The sequence below is a fragment of the Leptothoe sp. EHU-05/26/07-4 genome (genome assembly GCF_043421015.1).
Classification (GTDB): Bacteria; Cyanobacteriota; Cyanobacteriia; order Phormidesmidales; family Phormidesmidaceae; genus Leptothoe; species Leptothoe turfae.
In genome coordinates, this window is sequence record NZ_JAXSQV010000002.1 from 129,134 (window position 1) to 152,654 (window position 23,521).

Consider the following 23,521-nt stretch of genomic DNA (forward strand, 5'->3'; position numbering starts at 1 on the left):
ATAACTGAATTAAAGACCTACTCTAGCGCAGATGTCATCGCCAGGGGAGCTTGAGTGATGCCAGCCTGTTCCAGGGCCACCGCTGCGGTAAAGAGAGACTGCTCATCATAGGGACGGGCAATCAGCTGCACACCCACGGGTAACTCTCCAGGTAGGTGAACGGGAACGGAAAGGACTGGTAAACCAATAAATGATAAAGGCTGAGTATAAAATCCTAGATGGGGGCGTACCAAGACCGTCTCACCGTCTAGCTCCATGGTGGTTTGCTCAATGAGAGGAGCTGGGCAGGGTGTTGTTGGTGCTACAATCAGGTCCACGGTTTTGAATAGTTCACGGACCTGGTCTTGATACCAGCGCCGAAAACGTTGGGCTTGAATATACCAGCTACTGGGGATTAATGCCCCTGCTAAAAAGCGATCGCACGTCGCTGAATCAAAGTCTTGTGGCTGAGTTTGTAAGCGAGATAAATGCAGCTGACTCCCTTCGCTGGCGGTAATCAAATAGGCTGCAGCTCTGGCTCGTGCGGCTTCTGGGATCGTCACAGTACGGGTGACATTGAGGGCCGTGACGACCTTGTCTAAGGCCTGGGCAACGGTGGGGGCCATGCCTTTGGCAAAGTGATCGGTTGCGATCGCAACCCGCATTCCAGCCATATCGCCTGACAAATCAGGGATAATTCCCGGACGATCTGTACAAATAGGGTCTCGTGCATCTGGGCCTTGCAATATTTGAAAGGCATTGGCAACATCTGCAACAGAACGGCCAAACGGGCCAATATGATCGAGACTGCTAGAGAACAAAAAAGCCCCTGCCCGCGATAACCGACCATAGGTGGGCTTCAGGCCATATACACCACATAAAGCCGCAGGCACCCGAATGGAACCATTCGTGTCAGACCCTAGGGTTAACGGCACTAAACCGGCAGCGACAGCAGCAGCAGATCCACCCGATGACCCGCCCGAGATGCGCGTCAAGTCATGGGGATTTGGGGTGGCACCATAGTGCTCGTTGACCGTGACAAATCCATAGGCATACTCATCCATATTGAGTGCTCCCACCAGAATTGCCCCCGCCGCTTTGAGGCGAGCAACAGCGGTTGCATCCTGGGTGGCTGGTAAATTGGCCTGATTAATTTTGGAACCAGCTAAGGTAACAGTGCCAGCAATGTCAAAGAGATTTTTAACCGCAAAGGGAACACCGGCTAAGGGACCTACCGGTTCTCCTGCTGCCTGTTTACGATCCAGTGTAGCGGCAGCCTCTAATGCTGACGATGCTAGGACTGTCGTAAAACAATTCAAGCGTTCATTCTGGGTTTGAATACGCTCCAGGGTAGCTGTTACCACATCTTGGGCTGTGATTACTCCCCGTTGGAAATGGGCAGTAATTTCTGCGGCGGTTGATGTGATTGCTGATGGGGTCATGGTTCAAACCTTGGCGCAGACTCAAGATTATCAGGTAATGAAAAGTCTAAGACGGGCTGCGCAATGGCCTGAACACGCTCAAAGTTTTCGACCACACTAGCCATCTGTTCTGGCGGAATAGCTAAATTTAACAGCTGTGCTGATTGTCGCACGTAGGTGGCTGCATCAAAAGGACTGTTGAATTGATCGGTTGCTTCTGGAGAGGGTGTGGCCATGGGGGCTGAACAAAAATCATATGTCACCTATTATCTCTTAAATTATACATGGCAACTCTTATGAATGTTCCATGATACGGAACCAATGCTTTCTCATACGTTTTATCCACAATCAGACTAATCCTTGAGAGACCTTTCTATAGAAAGGTCTCTCAAGGAAAAGAGACTTTTGAATTGTTAATCGATCTAACCAATCATTACTTCTGGCAAAGCAGCGAGTGCTGTATCATTGAGCGGCTCACCACCGTATAGGCTGTATGACCGAGCCACCGCACCCGTGAATCCAGCATTGTAATCAAGGGCAACTTCATTAGTAATATAATTTGTCCGTTCATCAATGTAGCTGTAGTCATTGGGTGAACTGGGTCCGCCAACTAATGCGCCATACAAGATATGTTCGTTAGGAGCGCTACTATTGATGTCAGTTGTGCCTGAAGCACCTCGGTGGTGGGGGTTCAGGGCAAAATCATCACCAAAGCCAACTTGATAGCTGAAGTTGTTGGGATTATTGCCTAAAATATAGTCAACCTGTCCTTGCGCAAAATTGCTGTAACGGTTGTCATAGTCATTGACGGTGTCACTATAAATTCCGGCTAAAAAGGCCGTGTTGGCACTATACCGTAGTGAACCCCATTGATCGAGCCAGGCAAGCCCTCCCTCTGTATAGGTAATTCCATTCCCATTCCGATTACTCCAGTAGTCAAGCCATGTCTCAGCATCGTTGCGATATTGGCTATTTCCGGTCTCCTGTGCGAGTAAAACAGCTGTCCCGTAAGATTTATTATCCCAACTTTGGGTCCATTGTTTATTCACTCCTTTGTAAGAGTCTTTGGCTTTAGATAAATACCCCGATTCGCCAGCTTTTACCAACCAGGCGGCACCCCAGGCAAGTTCATCTTCATAGCCACTCCAGGAATTGTAGTAGTTTGCGGCATCGGGAATAGAGTCAGAGTATTTGCCACGATAGGTATCAGCAAAGTCATAAAGTTGTTTTGCGTTGGTTAACAACTTATCTGCATAGTTAGCATTGGTGGACTTAAAGACGATTGATGCAGCAGCTAAGGCTGCGGCTGTCTCCCCAGCCAAATCAGATCCAGGATTGTTACTATCAACTTTGTAAGCTGGACGCTCCATCGTCATAGATTCTGCTGAACCCCAGTAGGCATGGTCAGTTCCACCATTACCCACCTGTCCCCATAGAGCTGTTGTTCCATTACTGTTGGTCTCATGTGCTTTCAGAAAATAGTCAGTTCCCCATTTAATGGCAGCAAGAACCTCATCCAGTTGACCACTTTTCTCATAAGCCTCACGATATTCAATGACTCCCCAGCTTAGAAGCGTTATTGAAGATGCCATGGGCAATCCAAATTTTACATGGTCTCCTGCATCATAATAGCCACCTGAGAGATCCACTCCAACATCTGCACCATCATTGAGAGCCGAGTCATCTCGCCATGCAATGCGATTCTCTTTTGGTAAATCGCCAGAGCGTTGAGCCTCAATAAACAACAGAGATTTCTGTAAGGATTCACCATAGTTATAATCTCCGCCGTTATCAGGTGGTGAAAGATTCGGGGGGCTAGGTGGAGTTGGAGTTACCTCAGGTATGTCTGGATCAGACTCTGGTGGAGTAACATTCTCATTGTTATCCTCATCGAAAATTGTATCCTCATTCAGGACAAAGTTTGAGGGATCCTTTGGGGAACCGTTTGCATTGAAGCCAATAAAAATTGGCTCACCTGTTGCTATTGTGCTGTTGTAGTCAACATTCTCTATTGTGTAGAGATTACCGTTTTGGCTGATGACCTTACCGCCCCAGATATTAGTGATATCAAAATCTGCTTCAAACTCAAGTTGCCAACCATCAATTGCCGTTGATTCTAAATTTGTTATCTCAAAACCACCTGTAAATCCACTTCCCCAATTGTTTGCAACGGTGAAGTCAATGTCTGCTGGAGCAGAATGTGTAGGAGATGGGGTGGGTTGAGGGTTGGGAGTCGGCGTAGATTCAGGGGTAGGTATCGGTGTAGATTCGGGAGTTGGCACAGGAACAGAAACTAATGCAATACTTGAATCATTGAGCTGAACGTTGCTAATGCTTAGATCAACATCACTGGCAGCGTTTGCACTAAACCCAATACTTATGCTGTTGTTTGAGGTTACTTGTTTATTCCAATCTAATGCGCGAACGACATATTTTGAACCTTTGTGACTAACAATTTCTGCATTCCAAAAATTAGAGATCTCAAAATTGCTTTCAAACTCCAATGTCCAACCATCTAGGGGCGTATCACTTGGGTTGCCAATCGTAATGGAACCATTGAAACCGCTATTCCAGCGATCATTCTCTAGGAACTCAACAGAATACATAATTATGAGGGGTTAGATATTGCTACGGCAAAACAGAGTCGTTTCTGACCTATGGGCATGCAAAAACATCAGCCAAGCAGGAGTGTCGACTGGTGAAAAATACATGCGAATTATTTTTGAAAGAACCAACCTTACAGGGCGTCAGTAATGTCTCAACCTTGTGCTGACGAGTATTTTAATTATTCAATAAATAGCCAAGAGAACACGTGGCTTGAAAAACTTGTCAAAACGCACTGCCACTACAATGCGCAACGTTAGTTTCAATCCATCGGCAAGTTGATACACAGTAACAGGCCACACGAGAAGCAAGTGGCGATGCTATAACTCAGCTCTCAAGCGTTTACGTTAAGCCTTATGGAAGATGAGCCTTTGAAATTGTGGACATATCCCACAAACCTATTAACCCTGATTAAATAAAGTGTCAAGCTTTTCTGTTGTTAACGTCAATTTAACATAAATTTTTCAAGGTTGCAAGAATTTCATCCAAATTCTCTTATTCCGGATAGCTTAGGATTTCGATGAGAATTGAAGGTGTTGTCGTTTTTTTGATCACACGAAAATGAATGGAATACCTTATTCTCGCTAGTTACCTATAGTGTTATTTTTTACCATTGGGTTGCCAACCTGGTTTACCAAAGATGTACTTTAAAGCACAGGAAAATCGCTTGCTATGCCTAACATCTTTGATGATTTGCCATAACTCATAGAAGTTAATGACAATTGGATTGACCGACCCGATCTGTTTGGTAAGGCCATAGGTGATTTTCTCAGTCTCAGCTTGGTAAGTGTCAAATAGGTGATCCCAGATAATCAAGATTCCGCCATAGTTTTTGTCAATACACCTCGGACCTACCCCATGATGAACACGATGAACTGATGGTGTATTAAAGATGTTATCTAACCAACCCAGCTTTCCGATTCTTTCAGTGTGAATCCAGGTTTGATAAACAACAACTATCACCAAGGCAATCAGTGTTTGAATAACATCAAAGCCTATTAAAATCATCGGGATGAAGAATATCCATTCAATTAGACTTTCAACCCAGGCTAACCGCAGGGATGTGGTTAGATTATATTCAGGGGATGAATGGTGAACGCTGTGATACGACCACAAAACACGTATCTCATGCTCCCAACGGTGCATCCAATAATAGGTGAAATCTGCCAGAATAAGGGCCATTCCCCAGCTCCACCAGGTTAAGGGTAGCTTCCAGGGAATAAAATATTCAACAGCGAATAGACCTAGCACAAAGACTAGTCCGTAAAAGGTGCGATCTAACAGCAGGCCAACAAAAGCAATGCCGAAGTTCGCAAAAGTCTCTCCCTGATCCCGACGACGCACAAAAGCAATATCCCATACAGCTTCAAGAATGATAGCCACAAAAAAGATGAGATCGATTAATTCCAGAGCTTCAAATATTTCCATAAATCCATCAAAACGGGTGAAATCAATGTCCATTTGGGCTTATCCTCCTTACTCTCTTTAGTTTTTATATCGAGCGCTTGGTTTATTTTGACCGCAAAAAGTTTCTATGGCGCGATGCAACTTATAACGACATATTTACTGTCTACTGGGAGAATGCTTCTCGAAATAGGCAAGCAGCATCTGTGTTAATAGATGAATTTGTTCCTTAAATGAGAAACTGCTATCGTCCTCTAATTGCTCAATCAAAATGCCATTAATGAGGGTCCAAATAAATCGAGCGAGTTTCAGATCGGTGAGGTCTAAAAATTCAGATATCTCCTGCTGACTTCTCTGATCAATTTTTTGAAAGACAGGATTGTCATTAATTTCCGCTATGTCGTGATGTTGATAAAAATCCACCCAAATTGCGGCTTGTTTAATAAAGTGATCCTCATTCTCTACTAAAAGCGTCTCCAGCGCTTGCATGCGATCCAAAAGCGTATGTCCACGCGTGGCTGCTTTAAATAACTGAAACTCCTGCATACTCACTTCTTCCACTAGCTGCTCAAATAAAGCCTGCTTACTAGGGAAATAGTGATACATTGCCCCGGTTGAGATACCTAGCTCCTTGGATAGCTTTCTTGTTGTGACATTGGCATACCCTTCCTCTGCAAACAAATTAAAACATTTGTACAGAATTTCTTTTCGGTATTGCTCAGAGTCAACTATCTTAGGCATGATTTTATATCGAGCGCTCGCTCTATTATATTCACTTCAAAATTTTAGTGTCAAGTGGTGACGTCGAAATTGAATTGGTCTGATCATGTGTCATTTCTAGTTCAATGTACAGGGACACCAGATATTTGAATATCTGGTGTCCCTGTAATCAGAGATCGATATCAAGATAAAGTATCCGTCAGCTTCTAGGCTGGTTCTGGACCATTAAATAGCGACAGTTGGCTAGCCTGATCGCTAGCAATAAGTTCCCAACCTTCACGCAACAGTTTTTGAAACGTGGAAAACCCGCGTGAACCGATGGCCATATGGTCAGGGCTTATAAACTGAGGGAACATCGTGTAAGGACGCCAGGATGTTCCCTGCTCGATGCGCAGATGTAGAATCTTTTCTTGCCCGTTATCCTGGGGTAGCCAGGCCATTTGTTTAATCATGGTAACCTCCTTAACCCAAGGGCTGATCGAGTCACTCGATCAGCCCACTTACACTCCTTTGAGCATGGCTTTATAGCTTCAAGTAACATTCTTTGAACGTGTGCCTGATCCAATTATCTTTCAGCATGAGCTGACGCATGGCTTCAAGCAAATACTCTTGAGCTTGATCGGGGGCAAGGTTTTCAACCTGTTCCCTGAGGACTTTAAGTTGAAATTCTTGCTCTAATGATAGTGTTCCAGGTGTACTCATAAGATCCTCCTTGGGCTCTGCAAAAGCCCACGTATACCAGCTATTAGTGACTGATTCACATGGTATGGTGTAGAGTCCTTTACAGGAATGTCCCAAAGAATACCTCTCTTAACTAGCGGAGCTGACCTGTTGAAGTTTAACGACTCAGGCTATGTCCAACAGCTGTTAGCGCTCTACGACAAGTGTGAATAGTACTGCCTCAATAGCTATCCAATTTTCAAGGTGACACACTCAAAACGAACGACCCTGAAGCGAAATGAGTATGTTGGCTATCGGGACACGTAGCAGAATCAGAGGTAGGTCAGTCTTTTTTCGTTTCAATATAAATGTTGTAAGACTTTCTATCTCCAAGAAAGAGCAAGCCTGGACAGTGTTTGGGGATTATTTTGATAGACAATGGGTGTCAAGCTTGTGTTTTCTTATATTCATTATAGCAAACATAATTTCCCTACTTTCGCAACAGTACTTTACAGTTGTTGTTGCAGCAACAGGTTGATTTTGAGGCTAAGGGAGCTGCGGCCAAATGATGCACTCGCTCAACCCGGTTTTGACTTCGCTCAACCGTCCAGCTTTGAGAGTTGAGGCTTCGACGGTGAGCTCAGCCGAACCGCGAAGTTGAAACTCGCTCTACGGGTATTTCATTTTCGACCCATCCCCTAAGGCTAAGATGAGGTCTTTTTACGTTATAGGTTTCTGGTTCTCATACTGTCAATGACGTGCTCCCCAACAAAGTTAGGTCCTGCAAACGTTTGATGCACAGATGGAGGTTGATGGATCCGTCCAGTAATGGGTTCAAAGTCTTTGATATTAAAAGCGTAGGGCCATACACTGCCATCCCATCCCACCACGTCTAGGGGATGATGGGTGTAACAATATTGGGTGAGGCTGCTCCTGGCTTTCACTCGCACTTCAAAAACCCCCATTTCATCATGGGTCAATAGTTTCTCCGGTGGTCGAATATCGCGCTCACAGTAGGGAGCTTGTTCTAAAAATTGTCCCTGGGGACTGAGGTATTGCTGCGGTGGCTGGATATGCCCCGAGGCTTCTAGAGATAGATGGATTTGCTCCACTCCCCTTTCTGGTATCAGCCGCCAAAGCACACCCGCTGGAATTATTAGATAGTCTCCTGACCGATAGTGCAGTTCTCCCAGCTGACTTTCCAAACACTCTTTGCCCTGGTGAATAAACAAGAGTTCATCCCCATGGGCAAAGCGGTACCAGTAGGTCATGGGCTCGTTAGGATGGGCAATGGCAAGGGTAACATCAGCATTAGAGAGTAAGGGTAGGAGAGATGCGATCGCACCTCTCCTACCCCACTTACCTTCCCACAGCACTCTCTTTTTTGAAATTCCTCTGGATGCTACACTCACTGACTACATTGCTGTCCTCCAGGGCACTCCAGCAGCTGTCAAGGTCCGTACGGGAGGGCTAACCGCTTCCCCTTAAAGCGACTGCCGGGCTACACCAGCCATTACGCAGCTGGCAAACCTTGCCCAATGGTGATTCGGTTCAGATGCATGGCTTGCTTAACCTAGCGATCGCAGCAGCTTTTGCCTATTGCTATGGGGCTACTGCAGCCGAGATCGCCAGCATTTTACAAATCGATACCCTCAATGATCTAATTTTCTCGGAACACGAGATTATTTGCCATAGCCCCCTCTGGTCAAAGGAATCGGAGCTATCCACAATAGCGGGACATTTACCATTAGACAGCCTTGCCCGTGTACGCAGTCGTTATTTCCTAGGAATTGGTTCCTGTTCTTTCCAAGAACCCTTGGCCGAGCTTTACCGTTTGAAGCTGTTCAACGATCCTGCGTCGGTACCGTCCTATGTCCTCTCTACCTGACACCACCCATGACCCACATCGGACACCTGGGGGTTCCTCTTAGAAATTACCCACCAGGGCAAAAAGCCCATCCAGTTATCCACGGGAGAACAGCGTTTTTTCTTAGCTGACGGTGACGAAATCAGTCTGCGAGGATATTGTGAGACACCAGGTTACAAAAAAATTGGGTTTGGCGAATGTCGGGGACACGTTCTCGCTGCGATCACTCAATAATATTTGCTAGAATAAAAGTACATATGCACTATCTGGAGTTTTTATGATGCAAATTCCCTCTTTTTAGTGAGATCCCTGTTTCTAATTGCTACAGAGGTTTTTCTAACCTTTGTTCAGCTCGACGATTTAGCTGATTACAGCGAGTATGTCTTTAAGGTTAAAGAATCTCGCATGTTGGCCCTGTGGGCACTGGTGAAATATGAAGTCTAAGGATTTCTGCTAAGACATTATGTTTTTTGTCAAAATCAACACAGTATTAAATATTTTCTTCACACTATAGGTATCTCCTAATGTGCTCCGAATACCTTGACAGTGGAATGTCACTTCGGAGGAAATCTGATAATGAAACGTATATTTGAGTTTGGTGACTCTCTAGGGCCAGACAAAGTTGTTCATATTTATGACCACCATAGCGGATTAAAAGCTATTCTCGTGGTAGATAATGTTGCTTGTGGTCCTGCCATGGGAGGTGTTCGCATGGCTCCCGATGTCACTACGGAAGAAGTCTTTCGACTGGCACGAGCCATGACATTTAAGAATGCAGTGGCCAATCTTCCCTATGGTGGTGGGAAAGCGGCTATTCTTGCTAACCCAAAAGTACCTGCAGCCAAAAAAGAAACCTTGATGAGAGCGTTTGGGGTAGCGATCAAAGAAATAACTAGCTACATTCCTGGTCCTGACATGGGCACAGATGAAGCCTGTATGGCCTGGGTGCAGGAGGAAACCGGTAGAGCCATTGGTTTACCATCAGCAGTCGGTGGTATTCCCTTAGATGAAATTGGAGCCACTGGCTATGGCCTTAGCGTTGTTGCCGATGTGGCCAGCGAATTTTGTTCTATTGATCTGAGCACAGCCAAGTTTGTGGTTCAAGGGGCTGGTTCAGTAGGGCTGCATACAGCCAGTTTTCTAGCAGCTAGGGGAGCCCTTCTGATCGGCGTAACCGATTCCCAGGGCACCTTGTTTAATCCTGATGGCATCGACATTGATCAACTGACTGAATTAAAACGTCAAGGCAAGAGTGTGCTTGATTATGCTGACGGAGGCAAACTGTCTCGTGATGCTGTCATTGATATTCCTTGTGATATCTGGATTCCTGCGGCTAGACCCGATGTCATTGACGCTGACAACGTCAATCGGCTAAAGACTAAACTGGTTATTCAAGGAGCCAACATTCCATTTACGGCTAAGGCAGAACAAATCTGTCATGACCGCAATATCCTGGTCATCCCTGACTTTATTGCCAATGTGGGTGGTGTGATTTGTGGTGCCGTAGAATATGGCGGCGGTACCAAGGAGATCGCGTTTCAAACCATTGAGGAAAAAATTCGCAAGAACACAACTCTAATGTTGGAAAACGTTGCAAGTACGGGTAAGCTACCTCGACAAATTGCAATTGAGATAGCTGAACAGCGCATACGCAGAGCTACAGCTTATCGCAGTAAGCGCCATGGCCCTGGGTTACAGCTGATTGCGTAGATAACGTTTGGGAAGGGTGTCTTGGGTTTGTTGCAGAATAACGAGTAACGAGTAACGAGTAACGAGTAACAAGTAACAAGTAACAAGTAACAAGCGAGGCCAGTTGCTAAGATATCCTACAGTTACACTAAGGTCGGTTGTGAAGCTCAAACCCACGTTGGGTTCAAAACCCAACGCTAATTGAGGGCTGTCCACTCAAGGGACAAGATTGGCTGGGCAGCTCTAAATAGAGAGCTTTTAGGGAGTCTTTAACCGCTTGAGCGGTTTTGAGCCAGTTAGCCTTGCGACTTTGAGTCCAAGGTGGGTTAATGCTTCTTTGCCAGGTGCAAAATCTCAGATATCCTACAGTTACACTAGATTAAGCCAACTTGTTTGCCTATCTTGGTAAATGCGGCAATGCACTGGTCCAGATGCTCACGGCTATGGGCTGCGGAAATCTGCACCCGAATGCGGGCCTTACCCTTAGGTACCACTGGATAGCTAAAACCAATCACATAGATGCCCTCTCTCAGAAGTTCTGCTGCCATAGTTTGAGCTAGATGGGCGTCATAGAGCATGATTGGCACAATGGGATGGGTGCCAGGTGCAATGGCAAATCCCTGTGCTGACATGCACTGCCGAAAATAGCGCGTATTTTCATTTAATCGTTCCCTGAGATCATGGCTCTGTTCAATTAAATCCAGAGCTTTGAGACTGGTGTAGACAATGACCGGGGCTAGGGTATTTGAGAATAGATACGGTCGCGATCGCTGCCTTAAAAGCTCCACCACAGATCGATACCCGGCTGTAAACCCGCCTGAGGCTCCTCCCAGGGCTTTACCCAGAGTGCTGGTGACGATATCCACTCGCCCTATGACACCACAATGCTCAATGGTACCGCGCCCAGTGGGGCCAAAGAATCCGGTAGCATGGCTGTCATCCACCATCACCATGGCATCGTAGCGATCGGCCAGGTTGCAAATCTCCCTGAGCTTAGCCACATCACCATCCATGCTAAACACTCCGTCCGTGGCGATCAGCCGTCGTTTTGCTGCCTGGGAGGTTTGCAGCGCAGTCTCAAGGTCTTTCATGTCACTGTGACCATAGCGATAGCGCTGGGCCTTGCTGAGGCGAATACCATCAATAATGCTGGCATGATTCAGATATCAAGGGTTCTGGTATCTCTTGTAACATGGTCACCACAGTTTTTTATGGGTATCACCTACGCCCGAAAATCTGATGTAGGAAGAATCCAAAAATCAGAAGATAGAAGTCGGAATATAGTCACCGATTGACTTCTGACTTCTGAGCCCTGAATTCTATACCTGGAAAAACGTTTGCTTTCAACGAGTCCTCCATCATATTTTTTTTCTTAACAAAATCCACACATTCTAGTTTGGTTCGTCCATGATCTACATAGAAAAGAGATTAGGATCGACTTAATTCTTTAAATTAAAGTCAAGCCTTTGGGGGAAGTAAGATGCCTCAGTTGGCACCACATATTTTTAATATGTTGCATCAGCAAGGGGTGCAACATGCGTTTGGCATTCCTGGAGATTTTGCCTTAACGCTCTGCGATGCGTTGGCTGAGAGTGAGATTCAACCTATTGTGATGACCCATGAACCCTCGGCTGGCTTTGCAGCTGATGCCTATTCACGCATTCGAGGTTTAGGGCTGGCCGTTGTCACCTATGGTGTGGGTGGTTTGAACATGGTGAACCCCGTGGCGGGAGCCTATGCCGAGAAGTCACCGTTGGTCGTGGGCACGTTTTTGACTGATATTAACTTGGGTCTGTTTAGCGCTCACTTAGAGCCAGCCTATGCCATTTCTGCGACCTCAGAGCATATCTCAGAGAAGCATCACCAATATCCCAATGACGGTGCCTATGCGTCATTGCGGATGATGGCCCATCAAACGGCGGACTTTGTGAAGATTCCTCGTTTGGATTATGCCCAGCTAGCTGAGTTGATGGGCGGTAGGGGGTTTGTGATCAAAACGGGTGAACAACTCTGCCAGGCATTTAATCAGGCGTGTACATCTGAGTCTTTTTGCCTCTTTGATGTGCACCTCGCAGCCGACGATGTTTCTCCAGCCTCGCAACAAATTGCCTCTCTATTCGCCAAAACGTTAAAAGGATAAGAATTTTCAAATCACATCCGCACCTGTGCCAGGAACGACCTATGATTACTCAAACGATATCAAATAGAAAACAATTTAGCTGTCTGAGTAGCTATGCGATTGAAACCATTAGCGATCGCAATCTCAAGACTATCCAACCCTTTTTTGAGAGATTACCAGCCGATCCCTATTTGGAAGGTCATTACCGGTTTCGGCGGTTTTCTCATTTTCAAGAAACAAACAAGCAAATGATGCAGTTGTCCCATGCATTTTTCTATCAGAGCAAGACCTACAATCCCCTATTGGGTAATGTTAAGCGAGACTATGAAGAACTGTCTGGTTCACTGGTTCAATCTGATGCGTTTCAGCAAACCCTGCTCACATTTTTTGAGTTCTGCAGACAATGTTCACCGTTTCATGAAGTGGGCGTACATCAGATTCGCGTGACCGCAGACCAGAGCGAGACGGGTAATCCTGCCCCCGAGGGCATTCACCATGACGGTGTCGATCTGGTTGGGATTCTTTGCATCGCTCGCCATGGCGTATCAGGCGCTGAAACCCAACTGTCTATTTTAAAAGGATCTGACCCCGTTTTCCGTAAAGTACTTAATCCTGGAGAGCTGCTCGTATTTAATGACCACCAGTTTTTCCACTACACTACCCCAATTGTGCCTGTAGAAGACAGCGGTTACCGCGATGTCTTTGTCTTCACCTGTCCAGATCTTCCCTTTAATCTCCCTGAGTAGAGGAGTATTTCCAGTGTCTCAATCTGTTGTTGTTCCCGCTTCTGACACCGCCACTTTACCCCTAGACTGGATTCGTCCCCAGTTTCCCGCCCTGGCTCAGGTAATGAATGGTAGTCCGATCGCCTTTCTCGATGGTCCCGGTGGCACCCAGGTGCCTCAACGGGTGATGGATGCCATGACAGATTATCTCATCCACAGCAATGCCAATGCCCATGGCGCTTTTATCACCAGTCAGCGTACCGATGAGGTTATAGCAGCGGCCCGTGGGGCCCTGGCTGATTTTTTGGGATGTAACCCTAACGAAATTGTCTTTGGCCCCAATATGACCACCCTCACCTTTGCCATCAGTCGTGCCATTGGCCGTGAGCTCCTTCCAGAGGATGAGATTTTAGTCACCTGTTTAGACCATGATGCCAATGTAGCTCCCTGGTTAGCATTAAGAGAACAGGGTATCATCGTTCACACCGTCGACATACATCCTGAAAACTGCATCCTAGATCTTAAAGATTTAATCAGTAAGCTTAATCACCGTACTCGCCTCTTAGCTATCACCTATGCATCCAATGCGGTGGGTACCCTCAATGATTTGCCAACAATTATTCAACTCGCCCATGATGTTGGAGCCTGGGTCTATGTGGATGCAGTCCACTATGCCGCCCATGGACTCATCGATGTCCAGCAGCTCGACTGTGACTTTTTGGTTTGTTCTCCCTATAAGTTTTTTGGTCCCCATATGGGGGTTTTATATGGCAAACGAGAACACCTGGAGCGGTTGCACCCCTATAAGGTAAGACCAGCCTCAGATGTGATTCCCGATCGATGGGAGACCGGTACCCAGAACCATGAAGGATTAGCCGGTGTGACTGCTGCTATAGAATACCTAGCAGACTTAGGACGGCTTGTGTCTCCCCAGGTGAGCAATCGTCGTGGGGCTGTATTCGCAGCGATGACGGCAATTCGTCACTCTGGAGAAAAACTTTGTCAGGTATTAATCGAGGGACTGTTACAGCTGCCAGGGATAACAGTGTATGGCATTACTGCACCAGAACAGATACTGTGGCGTTTGCCAACAGTGGCAATTCGCATGACAAAGCATCCCCCAGCAGCTATGGCAAAAATATTAGGAGAACAAGGAATTTTTACGTGGCATGGCAATTTTTATGCGCTAAATTTGACACAACGACTGGGAGTTGAAGATCAGGGTGGACTGTTACGGATTGGTCTAGTGCATTACAACACATTAGCTGAGATCAATCGTCTGTTGGCAGCACTGGCAGACATGGACCTCACTCGATAGTCTTGCTGTCGCTATTGTAGGAACTGCCGATGACCATTACCCTCGATCAAATTCGCCAGGCTGCTCAGCAAATCCACTCAGGCATTGTCCATACTCCTTGTGTCTACTCCACCAAACTCTCACAGCTGACCAATACAAGAGTGGCATTAAAATTTGAAAATCTTCAGTTTACTGGTTCTTTCAAAGATCGTGGTTCCCTCTACAAACTGCTGTCGCTGTCGACCACACAGCAGCAGCAAGGTGTCGTAGCCATGTCAGCAGGCAACCATGGCCAGGCAGTTGCTTACCATGCCCAACGGTTAGGCATTCCAGCCGTAATTGTCATGCCTCAATTCACTCCTAGTGTCAAAGTTGAACGCACCCAAAGCTTTGGTGCAGAGATACATCTGTATGGCGACACCCTGGATGCAGCTAAAACCCTGGCCCAACAACTGGCTCAGGAACGTCAGCTTACCTTAATTCATCCCTACGATGATTCGTTTATTATTGCCGGGCAGGGAACTGTTGCCATAGAGATGTTCAAGGATTGTCCTGACCTTGACAGCATCATTGTCCCCATTGGCGGCGGTGGCTTAATTGCTGGGATTGCCATTGCGGCTAAACAGATGCGTCCCAGTATCCACATCATTGGTGTGCAAACTACTCGCTATCCATCCATGTATCAGGCAATTGCTGGCAAACAGCCTTGTTTTGGCTACAGCACAATTGCTGAGGGGATTGCCGTCAAAACCCCAGGTAGTTTGACATTACCCATCGTTCAGAATCTGGTGGATGATATTGTCCTGGTGGAAGAAACAGACATTGAACAGGCGGTTCGACTGCTTTTAGAAGTTGAGAAAACCGTGGTTGAAGGGGCTGGTGCAGTGGGGTTAGCGGCTCTGCTAAAGAGGCATAAACAATTCTCTGGGAAGACAGTGGGTATTGTTCTCAGTGGAGGCAATATTGATTTACTGATTCTTGCTTCAATTTTGCAACGTAGTTTAGTAAGAGATCAGCGTCTAGTGCGGCTACAGGTGAATATTCGCGATATTCCTGGCGCTTTGGCAGCTGTATCTCAAATCATTGCTGCAACCCAGGCCAATATTGTTGGGGTAGAGCACCATCGGATGTTTACCGGTCTACCGGTACAATCTGCAATTTTAGAATTTTCCCTACTGATCCGAGGGCATCAACATCTTGAGCAGATTCTCAATAAGCTAAAATTAGCTGGACATGATGCCCATAGCATTCCCCTGGATGTTGATCTTGCGACTTGTCACTCCTAAAATCTATCACGCTTTAGGACGGTTGAGCTGTGTTCTTTAGTCACGTACAATCACCCCTTAAATCCGATCTCTTGCAAGATTCTCTCAACCTTAGCGCGGTGATTTTTCTCCCATTCTTCTAAAGATTGGGCTGCATCTTTCTCTGCCCGTCGCTTAGCCATATCCCAGATAGTCTCTTGTTGTTTAGCTGGGATAACTGCAATTCCTTCTTCATCAGCAACAACAATATCTCCTGTATCGACCTGTACACCACCGCAAATGATTGTGCTTTGTAAGGAGCCTGACCCTTGTTTTTTACCTGGGATTGGCATTGCCCCGCGAGCAAACACCGGAAACCGTAGCTCACGGACTTCTGCCACATCACGAATCACACCATCAATAACAAAACCAACGATACCTCTTTTTTGAGCTGTGGCACAAACATTACCACCGGACATAGCATAGTCTATGTCTCCGGCTTTTACGACAATTATGGAACCTGGTTCTGCTCGATAGATGGCTGCATGGAGCATCAGGTTATCGCCTGGAGCACAGCTGACAGTATACGCTGGCCCGGCAATTCGGGGGATATGGGGCCACATTTCCCTGATCCCCATATCCATAAACTGTTCACGTCCTAGAAGGGCATCAGCATAGGTTGTTGGAGACAGTTCACTAAATTTTGAAGGGGCCATGGGTTAGATCTGGATAACGATAACTATGTGCTAGGTTTCTAACACATAGTCGTCACAGTCGACGACCTTGAGGGCATTGAGCCTAAGGTATGGAATGTCACAACCAACTACCAATGAGCAGGTAATTGGCCCAAATATAGGGGGTTGTGTATCCGTAGTCGTGAATTAAGGACAACTGTGCCTGACGTACGGCATTAGCAATTGACATTCCTGGTTGAGTCAATAATTCGTAGAAACGGATCATGAATTGGGTGTTGGGTGTATCTTGGGCAATCCATAGGGTTGATAGGACGCTACGGGTTCCTGTTCTAGCCGCTAGGCCAGCCAATCCTAGGACTGCTCGTTTATCCCCCTGGGCGGTTTCACAGGCACTCAGCACAACAAGTTCAAGGGGGTGGACACCGCCTCGACTGCCTAGCCAAATCAGATTGTTTAGGTCTTGGGCTGAAATCTGTTCTTCGTAGGCGACGACATAGGTTTCATCTGGATCAGAGCTAAAAACACCGTGGGTTTTCCAATGGATGGCGGAAAAATTACCTGTTTCTAACTGCTGCTGCAGATTTTGATGGGTAAAAGATTCATTGAGCAACACATTGCTGCTATCTACATATTGGGAAATACCGTCTAGCTCTTCTCTCACCTTAGCAATGGCAGGAAACTGGGTTTGTTTAATTTCCTGAGATAGCTCCACACCCCCCATGAGAACCCGCAGTGATGGATTGGCAGTCTCGGGTGTGAATATCTGGAGTCGGGGTGCGATCGCAACCGCATAACCCTTTTCAATCAAATACTGTTCGCCATCGTAGAGCACCGCCATGGGAATATTTCGTAAGGGCCCATCCAACACAAATACAAGGGTTTGGATGGACGCCTGGTTCAGGTCCGTTGCCAAGGGCCGAATCAGCCAGTCATAGACGGTCTGGGCATCGGTCAATACTTCAGGTGTTTTACTGGGATTTGCTAAGTTTGCCTGCAAAGCTAGCAGAGTGGTGTCCGCTGTTTCTTTAGCAATCAGTGTCTCCCGGTACAGGGTTTTGCCAGGTAACTGGGCAATCATGGCGATGCGATCGCTCAAAATGATTGGATACAGAATGGCAGTCTGGTCATCCTGCACTTGATCCACAGTTCTAGCATCAAGGGTGCAGCCCAGATAGTTTTCCAACTCCGCCAGCTGTAGCTGATCAACCGTCTGGATCGCCTCCTCTAAGGGCTGCGTCTGTTCGTCATGGTCTGAGAGCAACAGCTCAATATATTCACGATAAACGGGCTCCACATGATCGCGAAAGGAGAACTGCACATTTGTATTGACGCTCAGCAAGTTGTTACGAACCTGCTGTAAGCTTCTGATAGCCGATTTATAGCCCTGAATTGCCCCTTGGCGATCGGTTTGCTGTTGTCGTAATCTGCCCAGTTGCCACTCCCAACGGTAGCGAATCTCAGGGGCATCTACGGTTTCTAATGTGAGCAATGCTTGCTGTGTTAGATGCTGGGCATCGGCCCATTGCTGCATGTGTTCATACAGAGTCCCTAACTGCCCCAGAGCATAGGCTTCTGCCCGTTGATCCTTCAGGATACGAGCCTGCTGAATAGCTTTGGATAACAGCTTGGCAATTTCTTTTGGCTGTAGAGTTGTATGAATAACCGAGCTAGAACTCTCTGTGAGAGATGATTGTACTTTCATCAAGCTCTCAGCCAGGTGAATATGGGCATGGATTGCAGAGCGGCTAGCAGGTAATTGCTTCATAGCCTGCTGCACCTGGGGTAATAGCTGCATTGCCTGGGCTATTTGGTTACGCTCAACCCATAACCGAAACAAATTCAATTGAGCCAATGGAGAGTCATTGGTATTGATGGCTTGTTGATAGGCTACTTGGGCAGATTGACTATGTTGCTCTGCCTCTGCCTGACGCCCAATGGTTCCATCGCGATGGGCCAGCAACCATTCTGTATTCCCCAACTCTAAAAAGAGATTACTTGTCTGACTGGGCTGGGTGTTTAATGAGATTCCCTCTTGCAGTAAGCTGAGAGCCGTGTCTAAGTCACCAATTTGTCGCAGCACGCTACTTAAGTTGTATAGCCCTGCCGCTTTTAGATCATTGTTGGGCTGTTGCTGAATGCCTTGATAAACAGTTTCTAACAACGTTTTGGCCTGGTGGTTGAGGCCCAGGTATTGCAATACGCGAGCCTGATTGATTTGTGCGATCGCGACCCCTGCTTCATCTCCTGCTTGTCCATAGGTTTGGGCTGCTGATCGCCAATGGGCTAAAGCAACATCGGCATCTCCTTGCAGCCACCGTAGTTTGCCTTGGGTATTAAGAACCTTGGCATAAATCACAGCCTGAGATGCTGAGATTGTCCGTAAATCAACCGGATCAATTAGGCTCAGGCTATCCTGTAAGCTTTGACTAGCCTCATCTAACAGACCCAACTGCTGCTGAGCTAGAGAGAGATAGCTGAGGATAAGGGCCTGTCCCCAAGGATCGGTTTTGAAGGATAGGTTTGCTTGCTGCCACTGTTGAATTGCTTGGGCATAGTGTTCAGCCTCATAATAGGCTAACCCTTTTTTTAGTAATTCTTGAGGAGACGCAGCTGCTAACGAGACATTTGTACGTCCCAGAGCAACATCCATAGCTGTTGGCATAACAGCTGGTGTCACCAAAGTAATCGCAAGGCTTATTAAGCCAATCAATAAACACCATCTCATGTCGTTTTCCCGAGCTTTATGCTTGTTACTTTTGTCTCCAACAGTTGCTATGGGATAGTTCAGGCGGTGACGTAGTTAAGATAACATCACCCGTATCGTTCACAAACCAACTCTCTGCTTCTGTAATCGCAGTAGACTCGGTCCAAGGATAGGGGAATCGTAAATCGTCCAATACCTCAGCATCACTCAGAACATTGCTTCCTAAAGGCGTAATCCCACCTCGACCCGATGTGTAAAACTCTCCTTGGGCGGCGATTGCTGTGGGATCGCAACCCTGGGCAATTAGCTGAGAAGAATCTAACAAACCAGCTGGCAATGAGGTGACTCCCTGCTCAGGTTCAACACTAAGATTGTTGATCTCAATCGTACCACTAATGCCAAATTCGGAGCTTGCTGTAATATCACTCAACGGTGTCCGTCTCGGACGAGGCCTGATGCCAAAAATATTTTGCGCCGTGATATCGACATTTCCTCCCCGCCCTTGAAATGCATTTGCTGTGATGTCGCTGTTTTCTTCAGAGATCGCAATAATAAAGCCTTCTGGGGCATTAATAGAGATGTTGCCGCCATCACCGATTCCGTCTTCTATCCCTGCATTGGTAGAAATCAAACTGCCATTCCGTAAGAGCAGAAAATCTTCAATCTGTAAATTAATATTTCCCCCTGTATTGCCGTTAGTTGCTGCAGAGATTTCGCTACCATCTTTCAGAATTGCCGTATTAGCCGTGACTTGAATATCACCCCCCTCGCCCTCGCCCCGACTATCAACGCTAATAGTGCCACCGTCCAGAATTTGCAGAGAATCAGTGGTCACCCTGATACTGCCCCCTTCTCCTCTACCGGTATCATTGACAGCGCTAAAGATCCCGCTGGGAGCCCCACCCGCAGATTCACCCTGAATCATCAGGTCATTGGTTTGAACAGTAATCCGACCAGCATCACCAATGCCGGCGGTACTGGCTCGAACAATGGCCCCATCCATGATGGTCAAGGTATCGCTGATCAAAGTGATATCTCCACCTTGACCTTCCGCAGGAGGGGCATTTGGAAACAGGGTTGAACGCTGCACATCGGCCAGAATACCTCCAACTCGCTCATTATCTCCTGGAAAGTCTTTTATAAAGGTATCTGATCCATCCAATACAATATCTTGCACGTCAATGGTAAGCGTTCCAGCGTCGCCAAACCCTGCAGTTGCTACTGAAATATTAGCTCCATTACGAATAGCTACCGTTTCTGCAATAATGGTGAGATTGCCACCGCGCCCCCTGGCTCCAACTTGCAGAGTACTGCCAATAGCACTAGGGAAACCTAGCTCATTCACTCCATCCACAATGACAGCATCACTAACCTGAATATTAATGTCCCCGGCAATGCCGTCACCCACAACAGTGGCACTGTTTGACGCACCATCATTGATGATTAGAGAACCGTTCCTAACAGTAATATCGACACCTCCTGACTCTCCTACTCCTCCTTGGCGAACGACGCTATTAAAACCGCTGGGTAAAGGAACGCCGTTGCTATCTCTGCCTACACCAGAAACCAAAATCAAGTTTTGGATATCCAATGTGATTTTGCCAGTATTGCCTGCACTAAAGGATGTTGCAACAAGTTGTCCACCATTGATGAGGTGCAGTTCTTGACCCATAATGGTGATATTGCCACCATTACCCGTAGCACCCTGCAAAATCTCGTTGAATAGCTTTCCTTGATCAAGTGTGACCCTGCCGGTAGCATCAATGACAATATCCCCCGCCTGACTGTCTGAGGTACCCGAGAAGAAATCGATGCCAGCCAATAGTCCTGTTCTAACTCCTATCAGGCTGACATCATGACCAGATACAACAATGTCACCGCCATTGTCAGCAGTCACATCAACCCTAGCATCGTTATTCATCGACACATTGCCGCGATCCACTTGACTTGGAAACGTCAGACGAATTTCCTCGTTATCTATGGCTAGTCCAAGGGTCCCAAGACCTGCTAAACCTCCTAGCTCAACCCGTCCTCCTACAGCTGATAATTGTCCCTCTGTGAGAGCAATGTCACCGCCAGCTAAAATAAGGCTTTGAGATGGGTCAACTGCAACAGTCGCAGCACTTGTAATCGGTTGTGGGGTGTCAGTCCAATACGCTAACCCCACTGGCATACTGACGGTTAATAGAGGAAAGTCTCCAGGGTTTGTTGCACTAAAGATTCGCTGATCGTCAAATTCAATCGCGTCAGCCGTTGTTGCTAAAAAGGAGCCGCCGATCTCCAGCTGTGCACTGGGTCCCAGAATAATGCCATTGGGATTGAGTAGAAAAAGATTGGCAGTACCGTTGGCTTGAATCAAACCATCAATATTAGATATAGAATCTCCCGTAACCCTGCCCAAAATAGTCTCTATTTGTAAACCATTATTAAAAATAGCTTGTCCGCCAGTTGGCACAGAAAACTCGCGGAAACTGTGAAATAAATTAGTCCCCCTAACGGTGCCGCCATTAATCGTACAGACATTACAATTTTCGGGTACGTTAGAGGGGATCGGCAATGTAGTATCGGGGGTAACTTGGGCAAGGGTTTGAGGCCCAAACTGCCCTACTAGCAATGGCACAATCGCCACACCACCAACAAGAACCTTTATTATTAAACGATGCATCATGCAAACGCTTACCCCCATCCATTTCATAGTGCACTCAGGGTTGTAACAAAGAGTACAAAAGACAGATTCCAGCTCGAATATTTCTACCCACACAATACACTAAGGACTTAAAGTCCGTAAATTAACAGTATGTGCTTATAGATAAATGTTACGGGCAAGATACGGCTACTGGATTAGTCTTTAATGACACCGGCAATCTTTTTTCAACATGATTAAGGTCCATAAACAAATCGGTGCGTAGATATCTTTCACCAAAACTGGACTGAAGAATAACAATTAACTTGCCAGCATTTTCAGGGCGCTTAGCGACTTGGATTGCTGCTGAGAGCACAGCACCTGTGGCAATGCCCGAGAGTAAACCTTCTTCATGGGCAAGGCGACGACCATATGCGATCGCATCTTCATCTGACACCGTCATCACCTCATCGATCAGGTCGGTGCGCAAGATTGTGGGAATAAAGCCAGCCCCCAGCCCTTGAATTTTGTGGAGACCGGGTTTTCCACCCGATAGCACTGGACTGCGCTCAGGTTCAACGGCGATGGCCTGGAAGCAGGGTTTGCGAGCTTTCATCACTTCGGCGATACCCGAAATCGTCCCCCCTGTTCCTACACCAGCCACGAGGATGTCAACCTGCCCTTCCGTATCTCGCCAAATCTCTTCAGCGGTGGTTGCCCGATGAATCCTGGGGTTAGCAAAATTTTGAAATTGATTTAATAAAAATGCATCTGGCAAGGTTTTCACCAGCACCTGGGCCTGGGCAATGGCCCCCCTCATACCCTCTTCTCTAGGGGTGAGTATAATTTCTGCACCATAGGCCTGCACTAGGGTGAGCCGGTCTAGACTCATGGTTTCTGGCATGGTCAGCATCAGCCGATAGCCCTTGGCCGCCGCTACCATGGCCAGGGCGATTCCAGTATTGCCTGCGGTGGGCTCCACCAAAACGGTTTTTCCGGGTTGAATTTGGTCTGCGGCTTCCGCTGCCTGAATCATACTCAGGCCTACCCGATCCTTTACGGAACTGGTAGGGTTCATACCTTCTAGTTTCATCACAATCTGGCCCAAACAGTTTTCTGCCTGGGGAATGGTGTTGAGGTTTACTAGGGGGGTATTACCAATCAGTTGAGTAATATCCTTTGCAATTCTCATGCTCAAAAATCTCTAGTAGGGCGCACTAGTGCGCCCCTGTACTGATTAACTGTCACGGTCAAGCCACACTTTTAACCTGTGGAAAACTGGCTGGTAACTCACTGGGTGGACAGTTGATCACATCGTCACGGTCAGGGCCACAGTTTTCTAAAAAGAAAATCTTGGCAAATTCACAAATAATCATTTTGGGATAGGTGGGTCCCTGCTTACGATAGTGATACATGCGTTCAAGGTGTTCATTTTGATAACAAACGGTTTTTTGGGGATCCTGTTCTATCCACTGGGGTAAGAAAATAGCACCGTGTAATTCTTTTTGGGCGAGATTAATGGTGACGCAAACAATGGTACCGGTGGGTTCATCCCAGGAGATTTTAAAGGTGTGCTCGGCAATTTTGACAATATCTGCCTGCTGGTCGGTTACCCAGCGACCGGCCACAATGCCGCTATGGATGCGATAAGCAAAGGTGTTTTTATTTTTGACATAAATCTCATACTGCCAGCCATTGTCGTAGGTATAGACCAGATGTTTGCCCACAAGTTCATGGGGCTGATGTATAGATTGATGCAACGTCATGGGT

20 protein-coding genes and 3 pseudogenes are annotated in these 23,521 nt (G+C 46.8%); 9 read left to right on the forward strand and 14 right to left on the reverse strand.

Going from position 1 to position 23,521, the window contains the following annotated elements:
• Window positions 1–17: 17 nt before the first annotated feature.
• The 8 genes and pseudogenes from U2F10_RS02450 to U2F10_RS02485 form a co-directional block, all read right to left on the reverse strand.
• Window positions 18–1,421 (reverse strand): AtzE family amidohydrolase, encoded by a 1,404-nt coding sequence (locus tag U2F10_RS02450; protein ID WP_499059107.1) that lies wholly within the window; start codon window positions 1,419–1,421, stop codon window positions 18–20.
• Window positions 1,418–1,636, reverse strand: coding sequence for a DUF4089 domain-containing protein (locus tag U2F10_RS02455; RefSeq protein ID WP_163666654.1), 219 nt, complete (start codon window positions 1,634–1,636; stop codon window positions 1,418–1,420). Before U2F10_RS02455 ends, U2F10_RS02450 begins: the two co-directional genes overlap by 4 nt.
• 186 nt (window positions 1,637–1,822) lie before the next feature.
• A complete protein-coding gene (locus U2F10_RS02460; protein ID WP_499870513.1) occupies window positions 1,823–4,006 on the reverse strand; it encodes a glycoside hydrolase family 9 protein in 2,184 nt (727 codons plus the stop codon).
• Between the two features lie 598 nt (window positions 4,007–4,604).
• The gene (locus U2F10_RS02465) at window positions 4,605–5,465 is read right to left on the reverse strand and encodes a sterol desaturase family protein (protein ID WP_499059102.1); all 861 of its coding nucleotides are present in this window, start codon (window positions 5,463–5,465) and stop codon (window positions 4,605–4,607) included.
• Window positions 5,466–5,567: 102 nt separating this feature from the next.
• Window positions 5,568–6,149 (reverse strand): TetR/AcrR family transcriptional regulator, encoded by a 582-nt coding sequence (locus tag U2F10_RS02470; RefSeq protein ID WP_163666648.1) that lies wholly within the window; start codon window positions 6,147–6,149, stop codon window positions 5,568–5,570.
• 185 nt (window positions 6,150–6,334) lie between these two features.
• Window positions 6,335–6,580, reverse strand: a complete 246-nt coding sequence (locus U2F10_RS02475) for a hypothetical protein (RefSeq protein WP_163666646.1) — start codon at window positions 6,578–6,580, stop codon at window positions 6,335–6,337.
• 70 nt (window positions 6,581–6,650) lie between these two features.
• Window positions 6,651–6,830 (reverse strand): NblA/ycf18 family protein, encoded by a 180-nt coding sequence (locus tag U2F10_RS02480; protein WP_163666644.1) that lies wholly within the window; start codon window positions 6,828–6,830, stop codon window positions 6,651–6,653.
• Window positions 6,831–7,555: 725 nt separating this feature from the next.
• A pseudogene (locus tag U2F10_RS02485) lies at window positions 7,556–8,131 on the reverse strand (homogentisate 1,2-dioxygenase); the annotation flags it as partial.
• On the opposite strand from U2F10_RS02485, the gene U2F10_RS02490 reads away from it, so the two are divergent.
• The 5 genes and pseudogenes from U2F10_RS02490 (at window position 8,079) to U2F10_RS02510 (ending at window position 10,365) form a co-directional block, all read left to right on the forward strand.
• The gene (locus tag U2F10_RS02490) at window positions 8,079–8,276 is read left to right on the forward strand and encodes a hypothetical protein (protein ID WP_499059271.1); all 198 of its coding nucleotides are present in this window, start codon (window positions 8,079–8,081) and stop codon (window positions 8,274–8,276) included. The pseudogene U2F10_RS02485 and the gene U2F10_RS02490 overlap by 53 nt on opposite strands.
• Window positions 8,277–8,319: 43 nt before the next feature.
• The gene (locus U2F10_RS02495) at window positions 8,320–8,676 is read left to right on the forward strand and encodes a hypothetical protein (RefSeq protein WP_499870516.1); all 357 of its coding nucleotides are present in this window, start codon (window positions 8,320–8,322) and stop codon (window positions 8,674–8,676) included.
• A gap of 12 nt (window positions 8,677–8,688) precedes the next feature.
• Window positions 8,689–8,889, forward strand: a pseudogene (locus tag U2F10_RS02500) (fumarylacetoacetase); the annotation flags it as partial.
• 66 nt (window positions 8,890–8,955) lie between these two features.
• Window positions 8,956–9,099, forward strand: coding sequence for a hypothetical protein (locus U2F10_RS02505; RefSeq protein ID WP_250565499.1), 144 nt, complete (start codon window positions 8,956–8,958; stop codon window positions 9,097–9,099).
• Between the two features lie 132 nt (window positions 9,100–9,231).
• Complete coding sequence (locus U2F10_RS02510; RefSeq protein WP_250565045.1) at window positions 9,232–10,365, forward strand: Glu/Leu/Phe/Val family dehydrogenase; 1,134 nt, start codon at window positions 9,232–9,234, stop codon at window positions 10,363–10,365.
• A 353-nt stretch (window positions 10,366–10,718) separates the two neighbouring features.
• Here U2F10_RS02510 and U2F10_RS02515 read toward each other — a convergent pair.
• A pseudogene (locus tag U2F10_RS02515) lies at window positions 10,719–11,507 on the reverse strand (aminotransferase class I/II-fold pyridoxal phosphate-dependent enzyme); the annotation flags it as partial.
• Window positions 11,508–11,824: 317 nt separating this feature from the next.
• Here U2F10_RS02515 and U2F10_RS02520 point away from each other — a divergent pair.
• Genes U2F10_RS02520 through U2F10_RS02535 form a run of 4 tightly spaced genes read left to right on the forward strand, consistent with a single transcriptional unit; the run spans window position 11,825 to window position 15,771 of the window.
• Complete coding sequence (locus U2F10_RS02520) at window positions 11,825–12,484, forward strand: thiamine pyrophosphate-binding protein (protein WP_499870518.1); 660 nt, start codon at window positions 11,825–11,827, stop codon at window positions 12,482–12,484.
• Window positions 12,485–12,525: 41 nt separating this feature from the next.
• Window positions 12,526–13,209, forward strand: a complete 684-nt coding sequence (locus U2F10_RS02525; protein WP_163666641.1) for a 2OG-Fe dioxygenase family protein — start codon at window positions 12,526–12,528, stop codon at window positions 13,207–13,209.
• Window positions 13,210–13,222: 13 nt separating this feature from the next.
• Window positions 13,223–14,506: a cysteine desulfurase-like protein gene (locus tag U2F10_RS02530; RefSeq protein WP_163666639.1), complete on the forward strand. Its 1,284-nt coding sequence runs from the start codon at window positions 13,223–13,225 to the stop codon at window positions 14,504–14,506.
• Between the two features lie 29 nt (window positions 14,507–14,535).
• The gene (locus U2F10_RS02535; protein ID WP_499870521.1) at window positions 14,536–15,771 is read left to right on the forward strand and encodes a threonine ammonia-lyase; all 1,236 of its coding nucleotides are present in this window, start codon (window positions 14,536–14,538) and stop codon (window positions 15,769–15,771) included.
• A 50-nt stretch (window positions 15,772–15,821) separates the two neighbouring features.
• Here the strand turns inward: U2F10_RS02535 and U2F10_RS02540 are convergent, their stop codons facing one another.
• The 5 genes from U2F10_RS02540 to U2F10_RS02560 all read right to left on the reverse strand — a co-directional run bounded on the left by U2F10_RS02540 (window position 15,822) and on the right by U2F10_RS02560 (window position 23,517).
• Window positions 15,822–16,445, reverse strand: coding sequence for an RraA family protein (locus U2F10_RS02540; RefSeq protein WP_499870522.1), 624 nt, complete (start codon window positions 16,443–16,445; stop codon window positions 15,822–15,824).
• A gap of 97 nt (window positions 16,446–16,542) precedes the next feature.
• Window positions 16,543–19,149 (reverse strand): CHAT domain-containing protein, encoded by a 2,607-nt coding sequence (locus tag U2F10_RS02545; RefSeq protein WP_499870524.1) that lies wholly within the window; start codon window positions 19,147–19,149, stop codon window positions 16,543–16,545.
• A gap of 25 nt (window positions 19,150–19,174) precedes the next feature.
• Window positions 19,175–21,796, reverse strand: a complete 2,622-nt coding sequence (locus U2F10_RS02550) for a two-partner secretion domain-containing protein (protein WP_499870526.1) — start codon at window positions 21,794–21,796, stop codon at window positions 19,175–19,177.
• A 148-nt stretch (window positions 21,797–21,944) separates the two neighbouring features.
• Window positions 21,945–22,943, reverse strand: coding sequence for a cysteine synthase A (gene cysK, locus U2F10_RS02555; protein ID WP_163666631.1), 999 nt, complete (start codon window positions 22,941–22,943; stop codon window positions 21,945–21,947).
• Window positions 22,944–23,001: 58 nt separating this feature from the next.
• Complete coding sequence (locus U2F10_RS02560; protein WP_163666629.1) at window positions 23,002–23,517, reverse strand: phenolic acid decarboxylase; 516 nt, start codon at window positions 23,515–23,517, stop codon at window positions 23,002–23,004.
• Between the last annotated feature and the right edge of the window lie 4 nt (window positions 23,518–23,521).

What these genes read in the sequence shown, in the direction of transcription:
- U2F10_RS02450 (WP_499059107.1), bottom strand. Translation starts at nt 1,421, where the DNA reads ATGACCCCATCAGCAATCACATCAACCGCCGCAGAAATTACTGCCCAT.
- U2F10_RS02455 (WP_163666654.1), bottom strand. Translation starts at nt 1,636, where the DNA reads ATGGCCACACCCTCTCCAGAAGCAACCGATCAATTCAACAGTCCTTTT.
- U2F10_RS02460 (WP_499870513.1), bottom strand. Translation starts at nt 4,006, where the DNA reads ATGTATTCTGTTGAGTTCCTAGAGAATGATCGCTGGAATAGCGGTTTC.
- U2F10_RS02465 (WP_499059102.1), bottom strand. Translation starts at nt 5,465, where the DNA reads ATGGACATTGATTTCACCCGTTTTGATGGATTTATGGAAATATTTGAA.
- U2F10_RS02470 (WP_163666648.1), bottom strand. Translation starts at nt 6,149, where the DNA reads ATGCCTAAGATAGTTGACTCTGAGCAATACCGAAAAGAAATTCTGTAC.
- U2F10_RS02475 (WP_163666646.1), bottom strand. Translation starts at nt 6,580, where the DNA reads ATGATTAAACAAATGGCCTGGCTACCCCAGGATAACGGGCAAGAAAAG.
- U2F10_RS02480 (WP_163666644.1), bottom strand. Translation starts at nt 6,830, where the DNA reads ATGAGTACACCTGGAACACTATCATTAGAGCAAGAATTTCAACTTAAA.
- U2F10_RS02490 (WP_499059271.1), top strand. Translation starts at nt 8,079, where the DNA reads ATGGCAAGGGTAACATCAGCATTAGAGAGTAAGGGTAGGAGAGATGCG.
- U2F10_RS02510 (WP_250565045.1), top strand. Translation starts at nt 9,232, where the DNA reads ATGAAACGTATATTTGAGTTTGGTGACTCTCTAGGGCCAGACAAAGTT.
- U2F10_RS02520 (WP_499870518.1), top strand. Translation starts at nt 11,825, where the DNA reads ATGCCTCAGTTGGCACCACATATTTTTAATATGTTGCATCAGCAAGGG.
- U2F10_RS02525 (WP_163666641.1), top strand. Translation starts at nt 12,526, where the DNA reads ATGATTACTCAAACGATATCAAATAGAAAACAATTTAGCTGTCTGAGT.
- U2F10_RS02535 (WP_499870521.1), top strand. Translation starts at nt 14,536, where the DNA reads ATGACCATTACCCTCGATCAAATTCGCCAGGCTGCTCAGCAAATCCAC.
- U2F10_RS02540 (WP_499870522.1), bottom strand. Translation starts at nt 16,445, where the DNA reads ATGGCCCCTTCAAAATTTAGTGAACTGTCTCCAACAACCTATGCTGAT.
- U2F10_RS02545 (WP_499870524.1), bottom strand. Translation starts at nt 19,149, where the DNA reads ATGAGATGGTGTTTATTGATTGGCTTAATAAGCCTTGCGATTACTTTG.
- U2F10_RS02550 (WP_499870526.1), bottom strand. Translation starts at nt 21,796, where the DNA reads ATGATGCATCGTTTAATAATAAAGGTTCTTGTTGGTGGTGTGGCGATT.
- cysK (WP_163666631.1), bottom strand. Translation starts at nt 22,943, where the DNA reads ATGAGAATTGCAAAGGATATTACTCAACTGATTGGTAATACCCCCCTA.
- U2F10_RS02560 (WP_163666629.1), bottom strand. Translation starts at nt 23,517, where the DNA reads ATGACGTTGCATCAATCTATACATCAGCCCCATGAACTTGTGGGCAAA.